Genomic DNA, 19,361 nt, shown 5'->3' with positions numbered 1-19,361 from the left:
TCGTCTCCCTTTTCCTTTCCGCAGCTGCCGGCTTGTATCCTATTTTATCTCCCTTTTTTCTTTCAGAAAGGCTTCCACCTGCTCTGCCGATGTATTGACTACCAGTTCCTCCGGAAACCCTGCTTCTTCCAGGACGGCCTCCGCATATGCAAAGGTTCCCACATCGCAGTCCACATGTGCATCCGAGCCTAATACGATCTTTGTTTGCTCCTTCATACAAGCGCGCAGAAGCTTCCCGGCATTTTCTCTGGTGTTCAGCCGGAACCCTCCCGGCTTTAAAGAGCTGTTATTCAGCTCCAAAAGGGTACCTGTTTCCTTCGCCTTCCTGGCCAGCCGTTCATAATCCACCGGAAATCTTCCGTCATCCGGGTGACCGATGATATCCACCACCCCGCTTTCCATCACCCGCTCATAGCACCTGGTGATCTCTTCCAGGGTGCAGTCTCCCTCGTAACAGGGCGGATGTATGCTTGCCACCACAAGATCCAGCTTTCTTAGGATCTCTACGGGAAGATCCACTTCTCCCAGGCCGTTCCGGATATTCACCTCGCTTCCCATCAAAAGACGGACGCCGTACATCTGCTTTGGAACGACACGGAGATTCTGAAAATGAAACAGATGACAGCTCCCGGGCATATCCGGCGCATGATCTGTGATCCCGATAGCCTTCAGTCCCTTCTCCGCTGCCATCTTTGCCATTTCTCTCAGCGAGCTGTAGGCATGTCCGCTGGAAATCGTGTGCATATGTGTATCTATTTCCATTTTCATAATAGCTCCTTTCCCGTTCCCCTTTTTCCTTATGCGTCTTCCTGCTCTGACGGATCCGCCTCTTTCTTTCCTCTTCCTCTTTCCTCGTAGTCATCCAGAAAGCAATAGGCTTCCTCGCCTTTATGATATCCGATGAGAGTCCCCAGGTTTACATTGTGGACGCTTCTGAAAATATTCTGATCCACCACCGAACTGACGGTTCTGAAATGAGACACCAGCGCTTTCATTTCATCTCTTTTGGATCCCTTCTCCCCTCCGCAGATGGAGCAGTGCTCCGTAAACCGGCAGGCACACTGGATAAAGTGCAGCCCGTTATAATCCCTCCAGTGCTTGATGGCTGCCTCTTTTATCATATACATGGGGCGGATCAGCTCCATCCCTTCAAAGTTTTTGCTGTGCAGCTTAGGCATCATGGTTTCGATCTTCCCGCTGTAAAACATTCCCATCAATACCGTTTCGATCATATCGTCAAAATGATGCCCCAGGGCAATCTTGTTGCATCCCAGTTCCTTTGCCTTGGAATACAGATACCCTCTTCTCATTCTGGCGCACAGATAGCAGGGACTTTTTTCAATTTCTGCCACCACGTCAAAAATATCGCTTTCAAACACTGTCAGCGGAATCCCCAGAACCTTTGCATTGTCCTGGATGATCTTCCAGTTATCTGCATTGTACCCCGGATTCATGATCAGAAACACCAGTTCAAACGTACTTTGTCCGTGCCGTTTCAATTCCTGCAAAAGCTTTGCCATCAGCATGGAATCCTTCCCTCCGGAGATACAGACGGCGATCTTGTCCCCGTCCCGGATCAGTCGGTATTCCTTAATAGCCTTGGTAAACTGCCTCCAGATAGGCTTACGGAATTTTTTTATGATGCTTTTTTCAATGTCCTTCGTCTTTTCCTCCAGCGCATCTGCTTTGGCAACCGTCGCCTCCAGCTGTCTTCTTAGGATCCCTCTGTATCCGCCCTCCACATTGTAGGCGTCGTAGCCCATCCTGCTGAGGGTATCCACCACATCCATGCTCTGTTCTCCTCCGTGACACAGCACGTACACCGGATAGCCCTTTGGGATCTCCTGATATCTTCCCTCCAGCTTCTGCAAAGGAATGTGCAGCCCGCTTCCCAGATTGCCTCTTTCATAATCTTCCTCACTCCGGATGTCCAGTATGATACAGGCATCTTTCTGTACGGTTTCCAATTCTTCTGCTGTAATTTTCTTCATCGTTTTCTCCATCTATCTGTCTTTTTTTATTACGTTTTATCTGCAGGACAGGGTCTGTCCCTTCCTTTTCAGACAGCCTGAAAAGGTTCTCTCCTCCGGCTTCTGAATTCTTCCATCCCGATCACTGCCCCGCCCCGCTTTCTGGACTCTTCCGCCGCCAGCGCACAGTAATGGCTTTCCATAGACTGTTCCAGCAGGGTGGTGCCGTCTTTTTCCCGGTCTTTTCCGCTGATCACATCAAAGAATTCCTGAAGCATCCGGGATTCCCCTCCGCTGTGTCCGGAAAAATCCCGGGCCAGCTCCCGGATCCTGACAGAATAGCTCCTTTCCTCCAGTCCAAAAATCCTTACGGTAATTTCGCAGGCCTCCACATCGTCCGGATTCAGCCGCAGGATCATTTCTCCCTTTGTACCCATAAATTTGGCAGCCCTGGAAATATCGGACGTATGACCGCACATGGTAAAGTTGAAGGTGGATCCGTCCTCCATCTCCATCTGTACCACCTGATGATCCGGCACGGTGTTGTCGCAGGCGTAGACGCACCTTCCGTAGCGTCCCTCCTCCAGAAGCCGGCGGATCGACCCCTTGGGATCTTCCGGGGAAACCGCTCCGTCCAGCGGCCATCTTCTGTTTTTATTCCCATAGCCCATCAGCCTGTGCCGGAGATAGATCTTTTCCGCGTCAAAAATACAGTCCTCCTTCGCCGCACATCCCTGCAGGCATCGCTTCGCCGCTCCCCTGGGCGCCTGCTCCCGGGAAAATAGATACAGTCCCCCGAAGGAAGAAATCTTTTTGCAGCGCTTGTCTGCCAGCCACAGATACAGATCCATATCATGACAGCACTTCTGCAGGATGATCGGACTGGTTTCTTCCTCCCTTGCCCAGGTCCCCCGGACAAAGCTGTGGGTATAGTGAAACCATCCTATATTTTCTGTCGCTGTGATCGCCACGATCTTCCCGATCTCTCCGGAGCGCAGGATCTCCCGCGCTTTCCGGTAAACAGGCGTATACCTCAGTACATGACAGACCATCACGATCCGGTTGTATGCTCTGGCTGTATCCAGAAGTCTGTCGCACGCCTCCTTACTGGGAGCGATCGGCTTTTCCAAAAGCAGGTCATATCCTTTTTCCAGCGCCGGTACTCCGTGAGACACATGATCTTTGTCCAGCGTCGCAATCACCAGTACGTCTGCCAGTTTCGGCGCCTTCAGCAACTCTTCACAGTCGAAGAAACACTGCTGCTCTGACAGTCCGTACTCCTCCTGTGCTTTTTTCTCTTTTCCGGATCCGGATCTGCTACAGCTACGATCCGCATTTTGTCCGGATGTGCTTTGATCGCCCTTCCGTAAACGTCATATCCTCTGCTTCCCAGCCCTGCGATGGCTACCCTTATGCATCTTCCCATATCTGCATTCCTTTATATCTGCTGCCGCCTTTCCCTTTGCTGCAGTTGTCCGTTTGCCTTTTTCTACTCTTTATAATCCTTGGCTTCCTGTTCCAGACGGTCCAGCTCCATCAAAAGGAAGCACAGCACCAATATCACACAGGAGATCCAAATGGTCTTTTCCTGAAAATATCCGGAGAGAAGCCCACCTGTCCCCGCACCTACAGCAAACACGGCGATGACGGAAAAATAATAGCCTGCCCTGTCCTTGTCCTCCTTTTTTCTGTGCCGGAGGTAGACGGACAAGGCTTCCGTCCCGCTTCTTAGATTGCCGATACACATGGTACTGGCGTAGGCATGGCCGCACACCTTCCGAAACGTCTGTACCTGCAGCGCACAGGCAAAGGAGACCATGCAGTTTGCCAACAGATTGTATTCCCTGGACAAAAGCCCCACGCCGATCATAAGCCCGATCTCCATCAGAAGGATCCCCTGTCTCCAATGCAGCAGACGAGCCCATTTGTACCGGGTCCCTATGATCTCCGCCAGAAAGATCCCTGCCGCAAATGCCAGTACGGGAATCAGGTAACGGAGTCCCATCTTCCAGTTGCCCTCCATAAATCCTGCGCTCATCAGTACCACGTTGCCCGTCTGCCCGTTTGCAAACACATGGTCTCGGATCATATAGGTGTAGGCATCCTGCAGTCCTCCGCTGAATGCCAGAAAAAGGCTGAGGATCAGCGCTTCCGATACCTGCTCCTGGTGCGTCATTCTTTCCCTGATATGGCGTCGCATCCGCATGTTCTCCTCCTCCTTTTCCCTCTGTTTCTCGTGTAAAAACACTTTTTTTCATTCTAACACAAGGTTTCTTTTCCGTCAAAAACTGCCCGTTCCAATCCATCCGGAATCTGGAAACGGGCAGTTCTTTTTAAATCAGTCCGAGAACAAAGATCACCAGGATCATCACAGGAATCACAAAGGTAACATATCCTCTCATCCAGGACTTCACCTTCGCGCCTTCTCCTTTGTTGGCTTCCTCCATAAATTTGTCCCATCCCCATCCATACCTGGAAACACAGAACAGAACAAAGATCAAAGATCCCAGGGGCAAGAGCAGGTTGCTGACGATGAAATCCTCCAGATCCAGAATGCCTGTCCCTTTTCCCATCGGCTGAACCCGGCTCAGTACATTAAAGCCCAAAGCACAGGGAAGGGATAGTACAAATATCAGGATACAGTTAACAATCGAAGCCTTTTGTCTGCTCCAGGAGAAAAGATCCCGGGTGCAGGCAATGATATTTTCAAACACTGCCAGTACCGTTGAAAAGGCTGCAAAAGTCAGGAAAATAAAGAAGAGACTTCCCCAGAACCTTCCGTATGACAGGTGGTTGAAAATATTCGGCAGGGTAATGAAAATCAGGCTCGGCCCGCTGGTCGCCTCCACGCCGTATGCATAACATGCAGGGAAAATGATCAGACCGGACATCAGGGCCACAAAAGTATCCAGCACCGCCACATTGATGGACTCTCCCATCAGCGCCTTTTTGTTGTTGATGTAGCTTCCAAAAATAGCCATGGCTCCGATTCCCAGACTCAGCGTGAAGAACGACTGGTTCATGGCTGCTACGATCACCTTTCCCACACCGATCTCTGCCACCTTTCCAAAATCGGGAAGCAGGTAAAACTTCAATCCTTCCGCCCCGCCCTTCAGCAGGATACTGTTGACGGCCAGTACGATGATAAGCAGTATCAGGGCCACCATCATATACTTGGTGATCCGCTCCAGTCCTTTTTGCAGGCCGATGGAACAGATGGCAAATCCGCCGCACACCACGATCCCCATGTAGATCACCATAGGCACAGGCTGCGACAGCATTTCACCGAATCTGGCCGCCACTTCCTTTGCTCCGGCTCCCTCAAATTCACCTCTTGCCGTGTCCACAAAATATCGGATCATCCATCCTGCCACCGTCGTATAGAACATCATCAGCACATAGTTTCCGATCATGGCGATATAGCCGTGGATGTGCCACTTACTCCCGGGTTTTTCCAACTGCTGGTACAGACGAACCGGCGATCTTCTGCTGGCACGTCCCATGGCGAATTCCATCGTCATTACCGGAACTCCCATCACGATCAGGAAAAACAAATAGATGAGTACAAAGGCTCCTCCTCCGTTTTGTCCTGCCATATACGGGAATTTCCACACGTTTCCGATCCCGATCGCGCAGCCGGCACTCAACAATATGAAGCCCAGCCGGCTCCCTAAGCGTTCTCTCTGCATAGTTTGTCCTCCTCATCTCTCTTTCCTGTTAATCTCTGAATTTTAGCACAGTAAAGTGCTGCGTGCAACTGAAAACGCTACGTTCCCTCATTTTTGTAAAAACTTACAGGAAAGTCCGAAAAATCCAGGTTCTTTTCGGAAATTTCTCCACGACTACAGCCGAGGAATGGTGGCAAACCCTCTCTCCAGTTCTTCCTGACCGGGAATTTCGTCCGTCATCCGGCCATCGTTATATTTTTCGTAAGCTACCATATCAAAATAGCCGGTTCCCGTCAGCCCAAACAGGATCGTCTTTTCTTCTCCCGTTTCCTTGCAGCGAAGCGCCTCATCCATGGCGACGCGGATAGCATGGCTGCTTTCCGGCGCCGGAAGGATTCCTTCTACTCTTGCAAACAGCTCTGCTGCTTCAAATACGGCAGACTGTTCCACCGAAACCGCCTCCATCAGACCGTCATGATACAACTGGGAGATCACCGGACTCATTCCATGGTACCGCAGCCCTCCCGCATGATTGGGGGAAGGGATAAAATTATTGCCGAGGGTATACATCTTTGCCAGAGGCGTCACCATTCCCGTATCACAAAAATCGTAGGCAAATCTGCCCCGGGTCAAACTCGGACAGGAGGCCGGCTCTACTCCGATGATGCGGTAGTCCTTTTCTCCCCGTATTTTTTCTCCCATGAAAGGAGAGATCAGTCCTCCCAGATTGGAGCCTCCGCCTGCACAGCCGATGATCACATCCGGCACGATCCCATATTTGTCCATGGCCGTTTTGGTTTCCAGACCGATCACGGACTGGTGCAGCAACACCTGATTTAACACACTTCCCAGTACATAGCGGTATCCTTCCCTGGAAGCCGCGGCCTCTACCGCTTCCGAGATCGCGCAGCCCAGGCTTCCCGTGGTCCCCGGATGCTTTTTCAAAATAGCTCTTCCTGCCTCTGTCTCCCCGGAAGGAGACGGCGTTACCGTCGCCCCGTAGGTTCGCATCACTTCCCGCCGGAAGGGCTTCTGTTCATAGGATACCTTGACCATATAGACCCGACAGTCCAGCTCCAGATACGCACATGCCATAGACAAGGCGGTGCCCCACTGTCCTGCCCCCGTTTCGGTGGTCACGCCCTTTAACCCCTGCTTTTTGGCATAATATGCCTGGGCAATCGCAGAATTCAGCTTATGACTTCCGCTGGTGTTGTTGCCTTCAAATTTGTAATAGATCTTTGCGGGAGTCTGCAGCTTCTCCTCCAGACAATAGGCTCTGACCAGCGGGGATGGCCGGTACATCCGGTAAAAATTGCGGATTTCCTCCGGAATGGGGATGTAAGCGGTCTCATCATCCAGTTCCTGCGCCGCCAGTTCCCTGCAAAATACCTGCTCCAGTTCTTCCTGCTTCATGGGCTTTCGCGTCCCCGGATTCAAAAGGGGAGCCGGTTTGTTTTTCATATCTGCCCGGAGATTGTACCATGCTGTCGGCATCTCCTTTTCTTCCAGATAGATCTTATACGGAATCTTTTTTTCTTCTGCCATGTTTCCATCCTCCATTCTTTCTGTGTTTGTTTTGGGGAAGGGCATTTTTTGTTTCGTAAAAGGCGATTTCCTGCAAACAAAAATGCCCCTGTCCCCACGATCTTTTGCAGGGACAGGAGCGTATTCTCCTGCGGTGCCACCCGGCTTGACATCCTCCATGGACGTCCTCTCATGCGTACCAACATACGCCGACCCTTGATAACGAAGCGTCACCCTCCGCTTGCCTCCAAAGTCCATTCCTTCTTCTCCACATACCGCACTCTCACCATCTGCGGCTCTCTGTACTGCTTTCAGAAAAAGTACTCCCTCTTCTTCCACGGCTCAAACTTAGAAGAAGTGTACTCTCCCCTGCCGGGATTGTCAATGATCCTTTTTATAATCTCTTTGATCTTCCTGCAGGTTCCCTGCTCTTTTATATGGACGTTTGCTTCTCCTCTTCCGGACTTCTTTCCTTCCCCCACCAGTCAGGCAGCAATTCTTTCAGTGTGACCGTCTCTCTGGCAGCATAGTCCACCAGGAATTCCGTATCTTTATTTTTTTCGTTTAGCTGATAAAAAAATTCTCTGCACACTCCACAGGGCATTCCGCTTCCGCTGCCATAGGGCGGCCGATCCCGGAAGGTGATCACCCGTTTCGCCCGCGTCTGCCCGCTTTGGGCATACATATTCAGAAGCGCGGCTCTTTCCGCACACAAATTCATCGTTCCACAAAGGCCTTCCACACAAAATCCTGTAAAAATCTGTCCGTCCTCTGCTTCTATCGCCGATACCACATGGCGGGCACAGACAAACGGCGTCAGCTCTGCCGGCGCATATTCCCGCTTTGCCGTTTCATAAAGTGTCTGCCAGATGTCCTGTCTTTCTTTCATAGGATTCCTCTTCTTTCTCCTTGTTTTTTTGTTTCTGATACGATTTGGGCAGGCGCTTCTTTTCTCCTGAAACACCTGCCCGTCTATTGTACCACAAAACTGTGGAAAATTATCTGCTTTGTTATCTGCCCTTCTGTCTGGTCTTTACGTCAAAGGCTACTGCAATAATAAAGATGATCCCTTTTACGATATACTGATAGGAAATGTCCACGCCCATCAGGTTCATCCCGTTGGTCAAAGACATGATCACCAGCGCTCCGATGATGGTGTTGGTCACGCGACCGATCCCGCCACTGACTGCTACTCCTCCGATGTAGGAAGAAGCGATGGCGTCCAGCTCAAATCCCAGGCCGGCGGTCGGCGTGGCAGACTGGAGGCGGGAGGTGTAGAGGATTCCCGCAAGGGCCGCCAGGGTGGACATGGAGCAAAATGCCATCAGGGTAACTTTCTTTACGTTGATCCCGGAAAGCTCCGCAGCCTGTTCATTTCCCCCGATCCCATAAATATACCGGCCAAGTCTGGTTTTATTTAGCATATAGTTATAGACAAACAGAACCACCCCTACGATCACTGCCGTCCAGGGAATTCCATTGTAGCTTGCCAGTACATAGACGATCACCATGATGATGGCAGACAGACATACCAGTTTTACGGTAAAGATTGGCATAGACATTACATGGAACTGATATTTTTGCTTATTCTTCCTGGTTTTGACCTGCAGAAAAATCAGGAGGATCACTGCCGCCGCTCCGATGAGCATCGTCAGGAGGTGAAAGGAAGTTCCTGCCGGAATGTCCGGAACAAATCCGTTGGACAGCTCGTTGAAGCTTTTATTGGGAATAATGATCGTTCCCGTCTCCTGTAACGTCAGATTCAGAAGTCCCCGGAAGATAAACATCCCCGCCAGCGTGGTAACAAAGGCCGGAACTCCCATCTTGGTCACCAGCAGTCCCTGATAGACTCCGATGAGAAGCCCCATCACCAGTACCGCCAGGATGGCAATCCACTCATTCATTCCGTGTTTGGTCATCAGGACAGCTGCCACCGCCCCGCTGAAGCCCGCCACATATCCCACGGAAAGGTCGATGTGCTTCAGGATCAGGATAATGGTCATCCCGATGGCCAGGATTGCCACATAGCCCGCCTGATTTACCAGATTGGCAAGGTTCCTTGCCTGGATAAATCCGCCGCTGGTCTTTACCGTAAAAAATCCCATGATCAGGATCAGTGCAATATACATCATATATTCACGGATATTCGATTTCAGAAGAGTAAGGATCTCCTGGCCCAATCCGCTTTTTTTCGTTTTCTCACTCATGTTTTCTCTCCTCCTTCTTACGAATTGATCGCCAATTCCATAACTCTTTCTTCCGTCGCTTCTTCCGCCGACAGCTCCCCTGTGATCCGTCCTTCCGACATGACGTACAGGCGGTCGCTCATTCCCAGTACCTCCGGAAGCTCGGATGAGATCATGATAATGCTCATCCCCTCGCTGACCAGACGGTTCATCAGGGAATAGATCTCAAATTTTGCCCCTACGTCGATCCCTCTGGTAGGCTCGTCCAGGATCAGAACGTCCGGCTTTACAAACATCCACTTGGCAAGCTGTACCTTCTGCTGGTTTCCTCCGCTTAGGTTTCCTACCTTCTGTTCCACTGACGGCGCTTTTATGTTAATGGAGTCCTTGTAATAGTTTGCCACATTGACTTCCTCGTTCTGGTTAATGGCGATCCCCTCCGTCAAAGCCTCCAGGTTTGCAATGGTGGTATTGTACTGAATATTCTGAATCAGGATCAGCCCGTTTCCTTTCCGGTCCTCCGTCACATAAGCCAGCCCGTTTTTAATCGCTTCTTTGGGCGTTTTAAACCGTTTTTCTTTTCCGCCTACCAGAAGGGATCCTCCCGTCAGCCGGTAGCCTGTGGGATTCCCGAATATGCTCATGGCAAGCTCTGTCCTTCCTGCTCCCATCAGTCCCTGCAGTCCCACGATCTCCCCTTTTCTCACATGCAGGCTGACATGATGAAGGATCTCTTTTCCTTTTGTCGTATCCTCCACCGTCCAGTCCCGAAGCTCCAGTGCGATCTCCCCCGGCTCCTGCTTTTCCCTCTTGGGGTAAATGTCGTTCATCTCACGGCCCACCATGTGCTTTATGATCTCAGCTTCCGTGATCTTCTTTTCTCTCGCATCCAGGGAACAGATGGTGCTTCCGTCCCGGAGAACGGTGATGGTATCTGCGATCGCCGTGATCTCCCGCAGCTTGTGGGAGATCATGATGCAGGTTACGCCCTGCTCCTTCAACTCCCGGATCAGCTGCAGCAGATTCTTGCTGTCGTCTTCATTCAGGGAAGCGGTGGGTTCATCCAGGATCAGAAGCTTGACATTCTTACTCAGTGCCTTGGCGATCTCCACCAGCTGCTGATTCCCTACTCCCAGTTCTTTGACTTTCATTGAAGGATCTGCGTGAAGCCGTACTTTTTCCAGCATTTCTTTCGCCTTCACAATGGTTTCGTTCCAGTCGATCCTTCCGCCGGACAGGATCTCATGTCCAAAATAGATGTTTTCATAAATACTCAGTTCCGGCACCAGCGCCAGCTCCTGATAGATGATGGCGATCTCCTTTGCCTCGCTGTCTGCGATAGACCGAAACTTTTGTACCTCGCCATTGTAAACGATATCTCCGCTGTAGCTTCCGTATTGATGCACACCGGACAACACTTTCATCAGGGTGGATTTCCCCGCTCCGTTTTCTCCCACCAGACAATGGATCTCTCCCCATCTGACCTTAAAGTTTACATTATCCAGCGCCTTCACTCCCGGAAACTCTTTGGTAATATGTTTCATTTCAAGGATATGATCACTCATACTTTGTCTCCCTTCCTTTCCATGCTCCTGCACATCCATCCCAGTTCCCGCCCGGTCCCTGCCTGCTGTCGTCTCCTTCGATGTGCTTCAACGACAAATCGGCTTTATAGCTTTCACGCTTATAAAGCCGATTTGCTGCTTTTTCTTTCTTATAAGCCTGTAAACTCAGATTCTTTGTAGTATCCTGAATCGATCAAAGCTTTTTTCACGTTGTCTTTTGTTACTACGATGATCGGTGTTTCTTTTGCCGGAACATCTATTTTTTCATTGTTGTAGGTGGTGTCTGTCGCAGGTGTATCTCCTTTCAGGATGGAAAGTGCCATGTCCACAGAATCGGCAGCCAGTGTCCGGGTATCCTTAAATACCGTCATGGACTGCTTTCCGTCTATGATATACTGTACGGATGCCTTTTCAGAATCCTGACCTGTGATCACATAGCTTTTGATTTCCTTGTCTGCCGCAAACACATCAGCGATGGAGCGTGCGGTTCCGTCATTCGGAGCCAGAACCAAAACGTCTCCCTTGGCATTTCCGTCTACAGAAGTCAGGTTTGCCTCTGCTTTTGATTTTGCCACATTGAAATCCCAGTCTGTCGTTACCTGTCCGATGATCTTGGCGATCTCATCTCTGGACAGCTCTGTCTTGTCCTTCAGTGCCTCTGCCTCGGAGGAGTTTTCGATCTTGAAGGTTCCGTCGGCAATCTTCGGCTGAAGTACGGACCATGCGCCTTCAAAGAAGATGAATGCATTGTTGTCTGTTGCGGCTCCTGCATACAGATACAGAGGAACGTCCTTTCCTTCCGGAGCGTTGTCAATCAGGTACTGTCCCTGTGCCTGTCCTACTGCAAAGCTGTTAAAGGTAACATAGTAGTCCACTGCGTCGGTTCCTGTAATCAGACGGTCATAAGCGATCACCGTCACACCTGCATTCTTTGCCTCTTCCACTGCAGCCGCAGCTGCCGCACCGTCCTGTGCACAGATGATCAACACTTTGATCCCCTGGGAAATCAGGGTCTCTACGTTGGTTTTTTCCGTTGCGGAAGATCCCTGACTGAATAATACCTGGTTGGTAAATCCTGCTTCTCCCAATACTCTTTCAAACTGTGCCTGATCCTGAAGCCATCTGGGCTCGTCTTTTGTGGGAAGAACGATACCTACCTGAACTTCTCCGTCCTTCTTGTCTTCTGTTTTTTTGTCGTCCTTTTTACCCGATGCACATCCGGCCAGCAGTCCCAGTACCAGCGCTGCCGCCAGTACCATGCTTAGTACTCTCTTTTTCATGTGTTTTCCTCCTTAAAAAAATAGTAGCTGCTTCTTTCTCTGCAGCTACTATATCATGTAAAACTCTGTACTAACTTGTTACTTTCTGAATATTTTCCATCCTTCTTTTCTTCCGAATCTTCTTTTCTAGCACATTTCTGTCATGCATATTTTGCCCGCCAAAAAAGTCCTGCCTGCGTCCCCCGTCCTTGTCACGGCATCTCTTCCGGACGGTTCAGATAGATTTCTTCTTTTATGTGGAATCCGCTGTCTATGATGGTGGCATTGATATTTTTTTTGGTGACTGCCAGAGGGCGGAGCCGTATGTACGGAACCTGGTATTTGCCGTCACTGATCTGATTTTCTTCGGCAATCTTCCTACCCTTTGCCAGCTTCACCGTAGCTTCCGCCGCTTTTTTCGCAAGTTTTTCCACCGGCTTATAGACGGTCATATACTGGGATTCCTCCACAATGCGCTGGCAGGCATCCAGATCCGCATCCTGTCCCACTACCACCGGGATCTCCAACTGATTTTCCGCAAGAGCCTGCAGGACGCTGCCTGCCAGGTTGTCGTTTCCGCACATCACTCCTCTGGCTTTTCTCATCAACTCCACATGTCCGTCTACATATTTCCTGGCTTCCTCTGCCTCCCAGTCTGCGGCATAGGTCACGTCCAGGATCTCCAGACCATATTCGGACGCAGCTTTGCGAAACCCCGTTTCCATCATGGCTACGTTCCCGTCTGTTTTGGATCCGCAGACCATTACCACACCGTCCCCCGGTTTCAGCGTATCTCCAAAGGCCTTCCCCATCAATCTTCCTACCTCTTCACTGTCAAAGGACACATAAAGATCCGTCTTTCCTCCCTGTACCAGCCGATCATAGGAAATCACCTTGATCCCCTCTTTCTGCGCCATCCGGATCTCGTCCAGGAGCGCCTCGGATTCAATGGGTACGATCACGATACAGTCCATCTTCTTTTTGATATAATAGCGAATGCTTTCCTCCTGCTTTTCTACACTCCCGTTGGCATTTTGAATGTCCACCTCTGCTCCCAGGCTCTGGGCCGTGGCCACAAAAACATCCCGGTCCCTCTGCCATCTTTCCACCACAAAGGTGTCAAAGATCACTCCGATCTGCACGCTTTTCTTCTGATGGGAATCGTCTTTTTCCTGTATCTGGCAGCCTCCCAAAAGAAGCAGGAACATTCCCAGGATCAACAACAGTCTTTGCTTTTTCATGCCTGACTCCCTTCCTTGTACTCTGTGGGCGACACCCCCGTCTGCTTTTTGAAGATCCTGCTGAAATAATTGGGATCACTGTATCCTGTCTGCGCGCAGACCTCCTTCATGGACATATCTGTACTTCCAAGCAGCTCCTTGGCCCTCTGGATCCGGATTTCCGTCAGGTATTCGATAAAATTCTTTCCCGTTTTCTTTTTAAACAGCTTACTGAAATAGTAGGGGCTGATCTTCAGCTCCCGGGAAACCTCATCCAAAGAAAGATCCTTCTTGTAGGTCTCCTTGATATAGTTTTTCGCCTGTTCCACCAGATCCACAGAGCTTTCCTCTTTTTTGGTCATCACATTCCGGCAGGCTTTTTCCACCTTTTTTTCAAACCATCTGCGTAGCTGCCCGTAATCCTCCATCTCCGTCACATCCTGCAGGTACTGACTTCTGGAGGAAAACCGGTAGGTCATCCCGCCGCTCTTATATCCAATGGTCTCCGTCTGGAACACCATTTCCAGTACCTTTAGCTTGACATCCATGGGCGAATCCCCATGATCCGTTACCATCCATTCAAAAAACTGGTTGACGCTGCTTAGGGTTCCCGCCAGATCCCCCTGTTCCACCGATTCATAAAGCTGCTTCTCCAGGGCGATCGGGTAATCTCCCTCATAGCTGCATCCGATAGGCAGATCCTTTGCATGTACCACCAGTCCCGTACCGATGGCCAGCGCCTGCAGGGCTTCCTGATAGGACTCCACCGCGCAGTGGATCTCCTTGTTGGATCCAAAGGCGATCCTGGTCTGTACCTGCGCTTCCTTTTGAAGATCCCGACCCATTTTTCTGGCTTCTTCGATCTGCCGGATCCGGCTGTCGTATTCCTCCTCTTCCGCCATTCCTTCTCCCGGCAGATAGACAACGATCATATTGCCCATCATGGCGCCTACAATGCAGGAAAAATAGCGTTTGATGATCTCCTTGATCTGAGGGTATTTTCCCTGTATCCGGATGCTAGTGCCCACTGCATTTGCCAGCTCTCCCTTTTCTCCAAGATCGCCGCATTTGATCACCATGATGTTGCCCCGCTTTTCCCTGATATCCAGAAGGCTGATGTAGCTGTCCAGTCCCTCTTTTTCTCCTTTTCCCGACAGCATGGTGTAGATCAGTCCGCTCTCGATAATGGGAACTACGATCTCCAGCTTTTCTCTCGTCTGCAGGTCACTGCTTCTCTTCTTTTTCTGCTGATCCACCTGTTCCATGGCCTTTTTCAGGGTCTCCACGATCTGGGTCTTTTCGATGGGCTTATTGATATAGCGCATCACGCCCAGCTGTATGGCTTCCCTGGCATAATCAAACTTGTCAAAGGCGCTTACGATAATGAAGATCGTAGATGCGTTGGTCTTGCGCACCTCCTTCATGGCGCTGATCCCATTGATCCCCGGCATCTGAATATCAATAAAGGCAATATCCGGTCCGAATTCCTCTGCGGTCTCGATCAGCATCCTGCCGGATTTGGCTGTCTTTATGGAGCATATCCCCGGAAAATGTTTGTCAATGATAAACGTCAGGGCATTGATCACAATCTCTTCATCGTCTGCTATCAATATCTTATACACGGTCTTCTTTCCTTCCTATCGGCAAATATAAGGTCACTTCTGTTCCCATGTGTTCTTCTGTGCTGGTGATTTCCATAATATCATCCCGGTCATAGTACATCCGCAGTCTTGCGATCACATTTTTCATACCGATCCCTCCCGATTCGGAAATAGATTCCTCCACCTCCGTCCGCCGGTCCACTTTCAAAAGCCTCCGGATCAGCTCCTGCTTCATCCCCACTCCGTTGTCCCGGACGGAAATAGCGATCTGGTCTTCCTCACAGACAGCCTCCAGCGTGATCTTCTTTCCGGTTTCCAGTTCTCCCAGCCCGTGTTTGACGCAGTTTTCTACGATAGGCTGCAGGATCATTCCCGGCATCCGGTACTCCAGCACGGACGGATCGACCTTTTTCTCATAGGCGATCTCCCCTGAATATCTTACATTCAAAATGTACATGTAATCGTCGATCAGCTCGATCTCCTTTTCCACCGTGACGACTCCACTGTCCTGCTGCGCTGCATAGCGGTAAAAATCTGCCACTGTATGCAGATAGCGGTAGGTTCCGTCCGCCTCTTCCATCATGGCGAGCTGAGCACCGGCATTCAGCGTATTAAACAGAAAGTGGGGGTTGATCTGTGCCCGCAGATATTTTAGCTGGGCATCCTTTAGGTGACTCTCCGCCAAAATGGCTTTTTCCTTCATAGCGTTTTCTCTTTGCAGGCTTTCCTGCTGATCCAGGATATACTGCTTCAGACTGAAAACCATCTGGTTGAACGCGTGCATCACCACGTCGATCTCATCCTGCCTGCCTGTTTCTGTCAGCTGGATCTCCAGATTTCCTGTACCTACTTTTTTGGACGCCTCCACCAGATTTTTCAATGGCTTCACCAGTCTTCCCGTCAACAGCAGCACCAGCAGCATATTCAGCACGGCGGTCACTGCGATCAACACCGCATTTTTGATCCCGTTCTGTCTGGTCACTGCCGCGATCTCCTCGTAAGCCGCAGAATTTTTCTCAAATTTACGGTTGTTTAACGTATAGATCGCTGCCGAGAGGTATTCATACTGTTCCGTCAAAGCCTCGTACCGTTTCCGGTATTCTTCGATATCTCTTCCTCTTTTTGCCTGGATCGCCGCTGCCGCCACCTCCAGATAAGATTCGGACATATGATAGATATTTTTTTCCATCATCAACTCTTCATTTCCTGTCATCCCGGTGTTGAAGGATTTCAGAAGCTTTCGATACTCGCTTTCCTTGTCATAGTAATCCGACAGGGATTTCGTGCTCTTGGTATTGAGATATTCGTTGACGTCTCCCTGGATGTTCTGCAGGATCTCCTGGTTTTTCATCAGCAGCTGATTCCCGAAATAAGTCTTTTCGATCTGCTTCAGGATGCTGCTGTTTTTCATGTTCAGGTATCCGGTTACCGCAAAGCCGGTCACAAAGGTCAGCAGGCAGACCAGCAGGATGCGCATCTGGAGCTTCATGGGATATTTGGGTCTACTTTGCTGTTTCATCCGCCAGATACTCCTTTACATTTTCTTCATGGATCACTTTTGCATCCAGCGCCATATAGTCGCTGACATGTCCGTTTTCCCTGTAATTTTCCAAAGCCTCCAGACATTTTCTTCCGGCCTGGGCTGCATCCGGCTGGATCACCGAAAGCACCGACCCTTTTCTGATGCCGTTGAGGATCAGATCCTCCGTAGACGTGCCGATCAGCTTCACCGTTTTCAGCATATTATAGTCTGCCAGTACCTGATAGACGCTGGTAGTATCCTGATCGTTCAGACAGATCAGAATGTCCGGAATGTCTGAGCCGCTTAAAATCCGCTGTCGGATCATCTGCGCCGAATCAAACTCACTGTTTTCCACCACCTGGGTTTCCAGCTCCAGGTTCAGATGGTTCCCTTCATTTTTCAGGGTATCCCTGATCCCTCCCAGGATCAGGTTCTGGCTGTTGTCCTTTTTTACACTGTGTACCAAAACCAGTACCTTCTGGGTATCCTTGGTAACCGTTTCTATGATCTGTCTTGCATACTCCCGCCCCAGATTGTATTTCCCCATCTCAATAAAGCACTGCCTTTTGCTCCCCTCGCAGTCTGTCATTAGGGTGATCACCGGTATTTCCCTGTCTACGGCCTGATCTACCAGTCCGTTCAGCTTCTGATCGTCCTCTCCCTCCAGAATGATCCCATCCACCTGCATGGAAACGGCTATCTTCAAATAATCTTCCCTGGTATACTCCTGGGGAAACGTCTGATTCAGGCACTCCACATAGATCCCGGATGCGGCCCCCTGCTCCTTCATTTCCTGGTACAGGGTTTCCCACTGCCGGTCTTCCATGCTTTCTGCGATCAGTACATAGTGGGCATGATACGGCTTCCCCTCTCCGGCCTTTTTGCTTTCCGTGTGCTTTCCGGCAAACAGCCAGACAGTCAGGATCCCTCCAAGCACTAGGCACCCCAGGATCCCTCCTGCCAGAAAAAGGATCCTCTTCTTTTTGTCCTTCGCATTCCCTGCCGCTTTCCTTTTTTGATCTTTTCCCACTCGCTCCCACATGGCCTTCTTCCGCCTCTTCCTGTATGGTTTTGACAGACTTTTTCAGCCTGTCTGCCTGCTCCTGCTTCACGTCCTGCATCCGCCCTCCAGCCTGTCTGACCCGGCTTGCTTCTGCAGATATCTTTGCCTGTATCTTACCAAACCGCAGGGAAAAGCACAATCGCCAAAATCCCAAATCCCTTCTTCCATCTTGTATCCCCCGGCACATGATGATATGATAGAGTAAAAGCTTCGGGAGGGATCTGGCATGATAACACGCAGACGTATATTGGCATTGTCGCTTGCAGCCGCAGTCTTTTTTGTCGTGCTCTTTTCTTCTGTCTTCCCTTCCGTGCAGTCACACCATGTTTGTACCCACCATCACTGCTCCACCTGCGAGCGGATCCTTCTGTGCGAGCAAACAGTCCACTCCCTGGGAGATGTTGCTTTTTTTGCCGCCGTCCTTTTGGTGTGGGTCCTCTTCCGGTTCCTTTGCCCTTCCGTTTTCGTGGAAGGAAAGCGGATCGAGTCTCTGGTCACTCTCAGGGTCAAGCTTTCTCATTGAAGTCTTTCCGGGCAGCGTTTTTCGTCTATCTGACAGATAGGCTTTGTTTTCGTTGCCTTTTCGGACGCCTTGCCTGCAGTCTTGGCTGTCTGCTTTGCCTGCCGGCATCATACCAGTTATTTCATTTATTTTATATTGGGAGGATTTTATGAGAAAAATAGCAATTTTACTTTGTACCGTCCTGGTTATGAGCGGCATGTTTTCTGCTTGCTCCGCAAAAACGAATACCGAACAAAACGCCAAAAAGAAGATCCATGTCGTTACCACCATCTTTCCTGCCTATGACTGGGTTCGTGAGATCCTTGGCGATCAAAAGGACCAGGTAGATCTGACGCTTCTGGCCGATAAGGGCGTGGATCTGCACAACTACCAGCCGACCGCCGACGATCTGGTTGCCATTTCCAACTGCGATCTGTTTATCTATGTGGGAGGCGAGTCTGACGAATGGGTAGAAGATGCCCTGGCGCATGCAGACAACAAGGACCGAAAAGTCATCAATCTGATGGAAGTCCTGGGTGATTCTGCCAAAACGGAGGAAGTAGTGGAAGGCATGCAGGAAGAAGATCACCATGATACGGAAGAGGCAGACCACGAAAGCGAGTCCGCAGAAAAGGATCCCCATACAGAGGAGGACTCTCACGAAGAGGATTCCCACCAGGAAGAAAAGGATTCTCACACAGAGGATTCCCACCAGGAAGAGCATGCGCATGAAGAAGAATATGACGAACATGTATGGCTCTCTTTAAAAAATGCCAGCCTGTTCTGTAAGGAGATCGCTTCCACACTGTCTTCCATCAACCCCGCTCAGAAGGAGACCTATACCAAAAATGCAGACACCTATGTGGAATCTTTGTCTCAACTGGACAAGGCTTATGAAGAGGCTGTTTCCAACGCTTCCAACAAGACTCTGCTGTTTGGAGACCGGTTCCCCTTCCGCTATCTGACAGAGGACTATCATCTGGCTTATTACGCTGCCTTTGTGGGCTGCTCTGCCGAAACGGAAGCCAGCTTTGAAACCATCAAATTTCTTGCAGAAAAAACTGATGAACTGAAGCTTCCCTGCGTCCTCACCATTGAAGGCACCACTCATGAAATCGCAGAGACCATCGTCGCCAACACTGCAGAAAAGAACCAGAAGATCTTGACTTTGGACTCCATGCAGTCTGTCACAAAAGACGATATCAAAAACGGCGCTACCTACCTTGGCATTATGACCGATAATCTTGCCATTTTAAAGGAAGCCCTGCAATAGGAGGA

Annotated in this window: 17 protein-coding genes; 1 reads left to right on the top strand and 16 read right to left on the bottom strand. The window is 50.2% G+C overall.

The window, feature by feature from the left end:
• Positions 1–39 precede the first annotated feature (39 nt).
• From FYJ34_RS10410 to FYJ34_RS10340, 16 genes are all read right to left on the bottom strand, one after another.
• On the bottom strand, positions 40–768 hold the full coding sequence (locus FYJ34_RS10410) for a phosphatase (protein WP_154478380.1): 729 nt from the start codon (positions 766–768) through the stop codon (positions 40–42).
• Between the two features lie 29 nt (positions 769–797).
• Positions 798–1,991 carry a PP-loop family protein gene (locus FYJ34_RS10405; protein ID WP_154478378.1) on the bottom strand — a complete coding sequence of 398 codons (1,194 nt, stop codon included), beginning with the start codon at positions 1,989–1,991 and terminating at the stop codon, positions 798–800.
• 68 nt (positions 1,992–2,059) lie between these two features.
• Positions 2,060–3,241 carry a Gfo/Idh/MocA family protein gene (locus FYJ34_RS10400; RefSeq protein ID WP_235899493.1) on the bottom strand — a complete coding sequence of 394 codons (1,182 nt, stop codon included), beginning with the start codon at positions 3,239–3,241 and terminating at the stop codon, positions 2,060–2,062.
• Positions 3,199–3,396 carry a hypothetical protein gene (locus FYJ34_RS13225; RefSeq protein WP_235899438.1) on the bottom strand — a complete coding sequence of 66 codons (198 nt, stop codon included), beginning with the start codon at positions 3,394–3,396 and terminating at the stop codon, positions 3,199–3,201. The genes FYJ34_RS10400 and FYJ34_RS13225 overlap by 43 nt, the downstream gene beginning before the upstream one ends.
• 63 nt (positions 3,397–3,459) lie before the next feature.
• Positions 3,460–4,176: a YoaK family protein gene (locus FYJ34_RS10395; RefSeq protein WP_235899437.1), complete on the bottom strand. Its 717-nt coding sequence runs from the start codon at positions 4,174–4,176 to the stop codon at positions 3,460–3,462.
• A 127-nt stretch (positions 4,177–4,303) separates the two neighbouring features.
• Entirely contained in the window at positions 4,304–5,659 is a 1,356-nt protein-coding gene (locus FYJ34_RS10390) for a sodium-dependent transporter (protein ID WP_154478376.1), read from the bottom strand.
• 153 nt (positions 5,660–5,812) lie between these two features.
• Complete coding sequence (locus FYJ34_RS10385; protein WP_154478374.1) at positions 5,813–7,186, bottom strand: TrpB-like pyridoxal phosphate-dependent enzyme; 1,374 nt, start codon at positions 7,184–7,186, stop codon at positions 5,813–5,815.
• A 412-nt stretch (positions 7,187–7,598) separates the two neighbouring features.
• A complete protein-coding gene (locus FYJ34_RS10380; RefSeq protein ID WP_154478372.1) occupies positions 7,599–8,054 on the bottom strand; it encodes a cytidine deaminase family protein in 456 nt (151 codons plus the stop codon).
• A gap of 121 nt (positions 8,055–8,175) precedes the next feature.
• Complete coding sequence (locus FYJ34_RS10375) at positions 8,176–9,372, bottom strand: sugar ABC transporter permease (RefSeq protein WP_154478370.1); 1,197 nt, start codon at positions 9,370–9,372, stop codon at positions 8,176–8,178.
• A gap of 17 nt (positions 9,373–9,389) precedes the next feature.
• Entirely contained in the window at positions 9,390–10,916 is a 1,527-nt protein-coding gene (locus tag FYJ34_RS10370; RefSeq protein WP_154478368.1) for a sugar ABC transporter ATP-binding protein, read from the bottom strand.
• A gap of 149 nt (positions 10,917–11,065) precedes the next feature.
• Positions 11,066–12,196 carry a sugar ABC transporter substrate-binding protein gene (locus FYJ34_RS10365; RefSeq protein WP_154478366.1) on the bottom strand — a complete coding sequence of 377 codons (1,131 nt, stop codon included), beginning with the start codon at positions 12,194–12,196 and terminating at the stop codon, positions 11,066–11,068.
• Between the two features lie 191 nt (positions 12,197–12,387).
• Positions 12,388–13,416 carry a sugar ABC transporter substrate-binding protein gene (locus FYJ34_RS10360; protein WP_154478364.1) on the bottom strand — a complete coding sequence of 343 codons (1,029 nt, stop codon included), beginning with the start codon at positions 13,414–13,416 and terminating at the stop codon, positions 12,388–12,390.
• Complete coding sequence (locus FYJ34_RS10355; protein ID WP_154478362.1) at positions 13,413–15,017, bottom strand: response regulator transcription factor; 1,605 nt, start codon at positions 15,015–15,017, stop codon at positions 13,413–13,415. Before FYJ34_RS10355 ends, FYJ34_RS10360 begins: the two co-directional genes overlap by 4 nt.
• Positions 15,010–16,515, bottom strand: coding sequence for a sensor histidine kinase (locus FYJ34_RS10350; protein WP_154478360.1), 1,506 nt, complete (start codon positions 16,513–16,515; stop codon positions 15,010–15,012). The genes FYJ34_RS10355 and FYJ34_RS10350 overlap by 8 nt, the downstream gene beginning before the upstream one ends.
• Positions 16,499–17,560, bottom strand: a complete 1,062-nt coding sequence (locus FYJ34_RS10345) for a sugar ABC transporter substrate-binding protein (RefSeq protein ID WP_154478358.1) — start codon at positions 17,558–17,560, stop codon at positions 16,499–16,501. The genes FYJ34_RS10350 and FYJ34_RS10345 overlap by 17 nt, the downstream gene beginning before the upstream one ends.
• Positions 17,561–17,897: 337 nt before the next feature.
• Entirely contained in the window at positions 17,898–18,101 is a 204-nt protein-coding gene (locus FYJ34_RS10340; RefSeq protein WP_154478356.1) for a hypothetical protein, read from the bottom strand.
• A 151-nt stretch (positions 18,102–18,252) separates the two neighbouring features.
• On the opposite strand from FYJ34_RS10340, the gene FYJ34_RS10335 reads away from it, so the two are divergent.
• The gene (locus FYJ34_RS10335) at positions 18,253–19,356 is read left to right on the top strand and encodes a metal ABC transporter substrate-binding protein (RefSeq protein WP_154478354.1); all 1,104 of its coding nucleotides are present in this window, start codon (positions 18,253–18,255) and stop codon (positions 19,354–19,356) included.
• The last annotated feature ends 5 nt before the right edge of the window (positions 19,357–19,361 follow it).

This window comes from Suipraeoptans intestinalis, from assembly GCF_009696485.1.
GTDB lineage: Bacteria > Bacillota > Clostridia > Lachnospirales > Lachnospiraceae > Suipraeoptans > Suipraeoptans intestinalis.
This window is presented reverse-complemented; position numbering and strand designations above follow the sequence as displayed.

Excerpts from the sequence above, each read along its gene's own strand:
- FYJ34_RS10335 (WP_154478354.1), top strand. The coding sequence starts at position 18,253 with ATGAGAAAAATAGCAATTTTACTTTGTACCGTCCTGGTTATGAGCGGC.
- FYJ34_RS10345 (WP_154478358.1), bottom strand. The coding sequence starts at position 17,560 with ATGTGGGAGCGAGTGGGAAAAGATCAAAAAAGGAAAGCGGCAGGGAAT.
- FYJ34_RS13225 (WP_235899438.1), bottom strand. The coding sequence starts at position 3,396 with ATGGGAAGATGCATAAGGGTAGCCATCGCAGGGCTGGGAAGCAGAGGA.
- FYJ34_RS10385 (WP_154478374.1), bottom strand. The coding sequence starts at position 7,186 with ATGGCAGAAGAAAAAAAGATTCCGTATAAGATCTATCTGGAAGAAAAG.
- FYJ34_RS10365 (WP_154478366.1), bottom strand. The coding sequence starts at position 12,196 with ATGAAAAAGAGAGTACTAAGCATGGTACTGGCGGCAGCGCTGGTACTG.
- FYJ34_RS10410 (WP_154478380.1), bottom strand. The coding sequence starts at position 768 with ATGAAAATGGAAATAGATACACATATGCACACGATTTCCAGCGGACAT.
- FYJ34_RS10405 (WP_154478378.1), bottom strand. The coding sequence starts at position 1,991 with ATGAAGAAAATTACAGCAGAAGAATTGGAAACCGTACAGAAAGATGCC.
- FYJ34_RS10350 (WP_154478360.1), bottom strand. The coding sequence starts at position 16,515 with ATGAAACAGCAAAGTAGACCCAAATATCCCATGAAGCTCCAGATGCGC.
- FYJ34_RS10370 (WP_154478368.1), bottom strand. The coding sequence starts at position 10,916 with ATGAGTGATCATATCCTTGAAATGAAACATATTACCAAAGAGTTTCCG.
- FYJ34_RS10375 (WP_154478370.1), bottom strand. The coding sequence starts at position 9,372 with ATGAGTGAGAAAACGAAAAAAAGCGGATTGGGCCAGGAGATCCTTACT.
- FYJ34_RS10360 (WP_154478364.1), bottom strand. The coding sequence starts at position 13,416 with ATGAAAAAGCAAAGACTGTTGTTGATCCTGGGAATGTTCCTGCTTCTT.
- FYJ34_RS10395 (WP_235899437.1), bottom strand. The coding sequence starts at position 4,176 with ATGCGGATGCGACGCCATATCAGGGAAAGAATGACGCACCAGGAGCAG.
- FYJ34_RS10340 (WP_154478356.1), bottom strand. The coding sequence starts at position 18,101 with ATGAGAAAGCTTGACCCTGAGAGTGACCAGAGACTCGATCCGCTTTCC.
- FYJ34_RS10390 (WP_154478376.1), bottom strand. The coding sequence starts at position 5,659 with ATGCAGAGAGAACGCTTAGGGAGCCGGCTGGGCTTCATATTGTTGAGT.
- FYJ34_RS10380 (WP_154478372.1), bottom strand. The coding sequence starts at position 8,054 with ATGAAAGAAAGACAGGACATCTGGCAGACACTTTATGAAACGGCAAAG.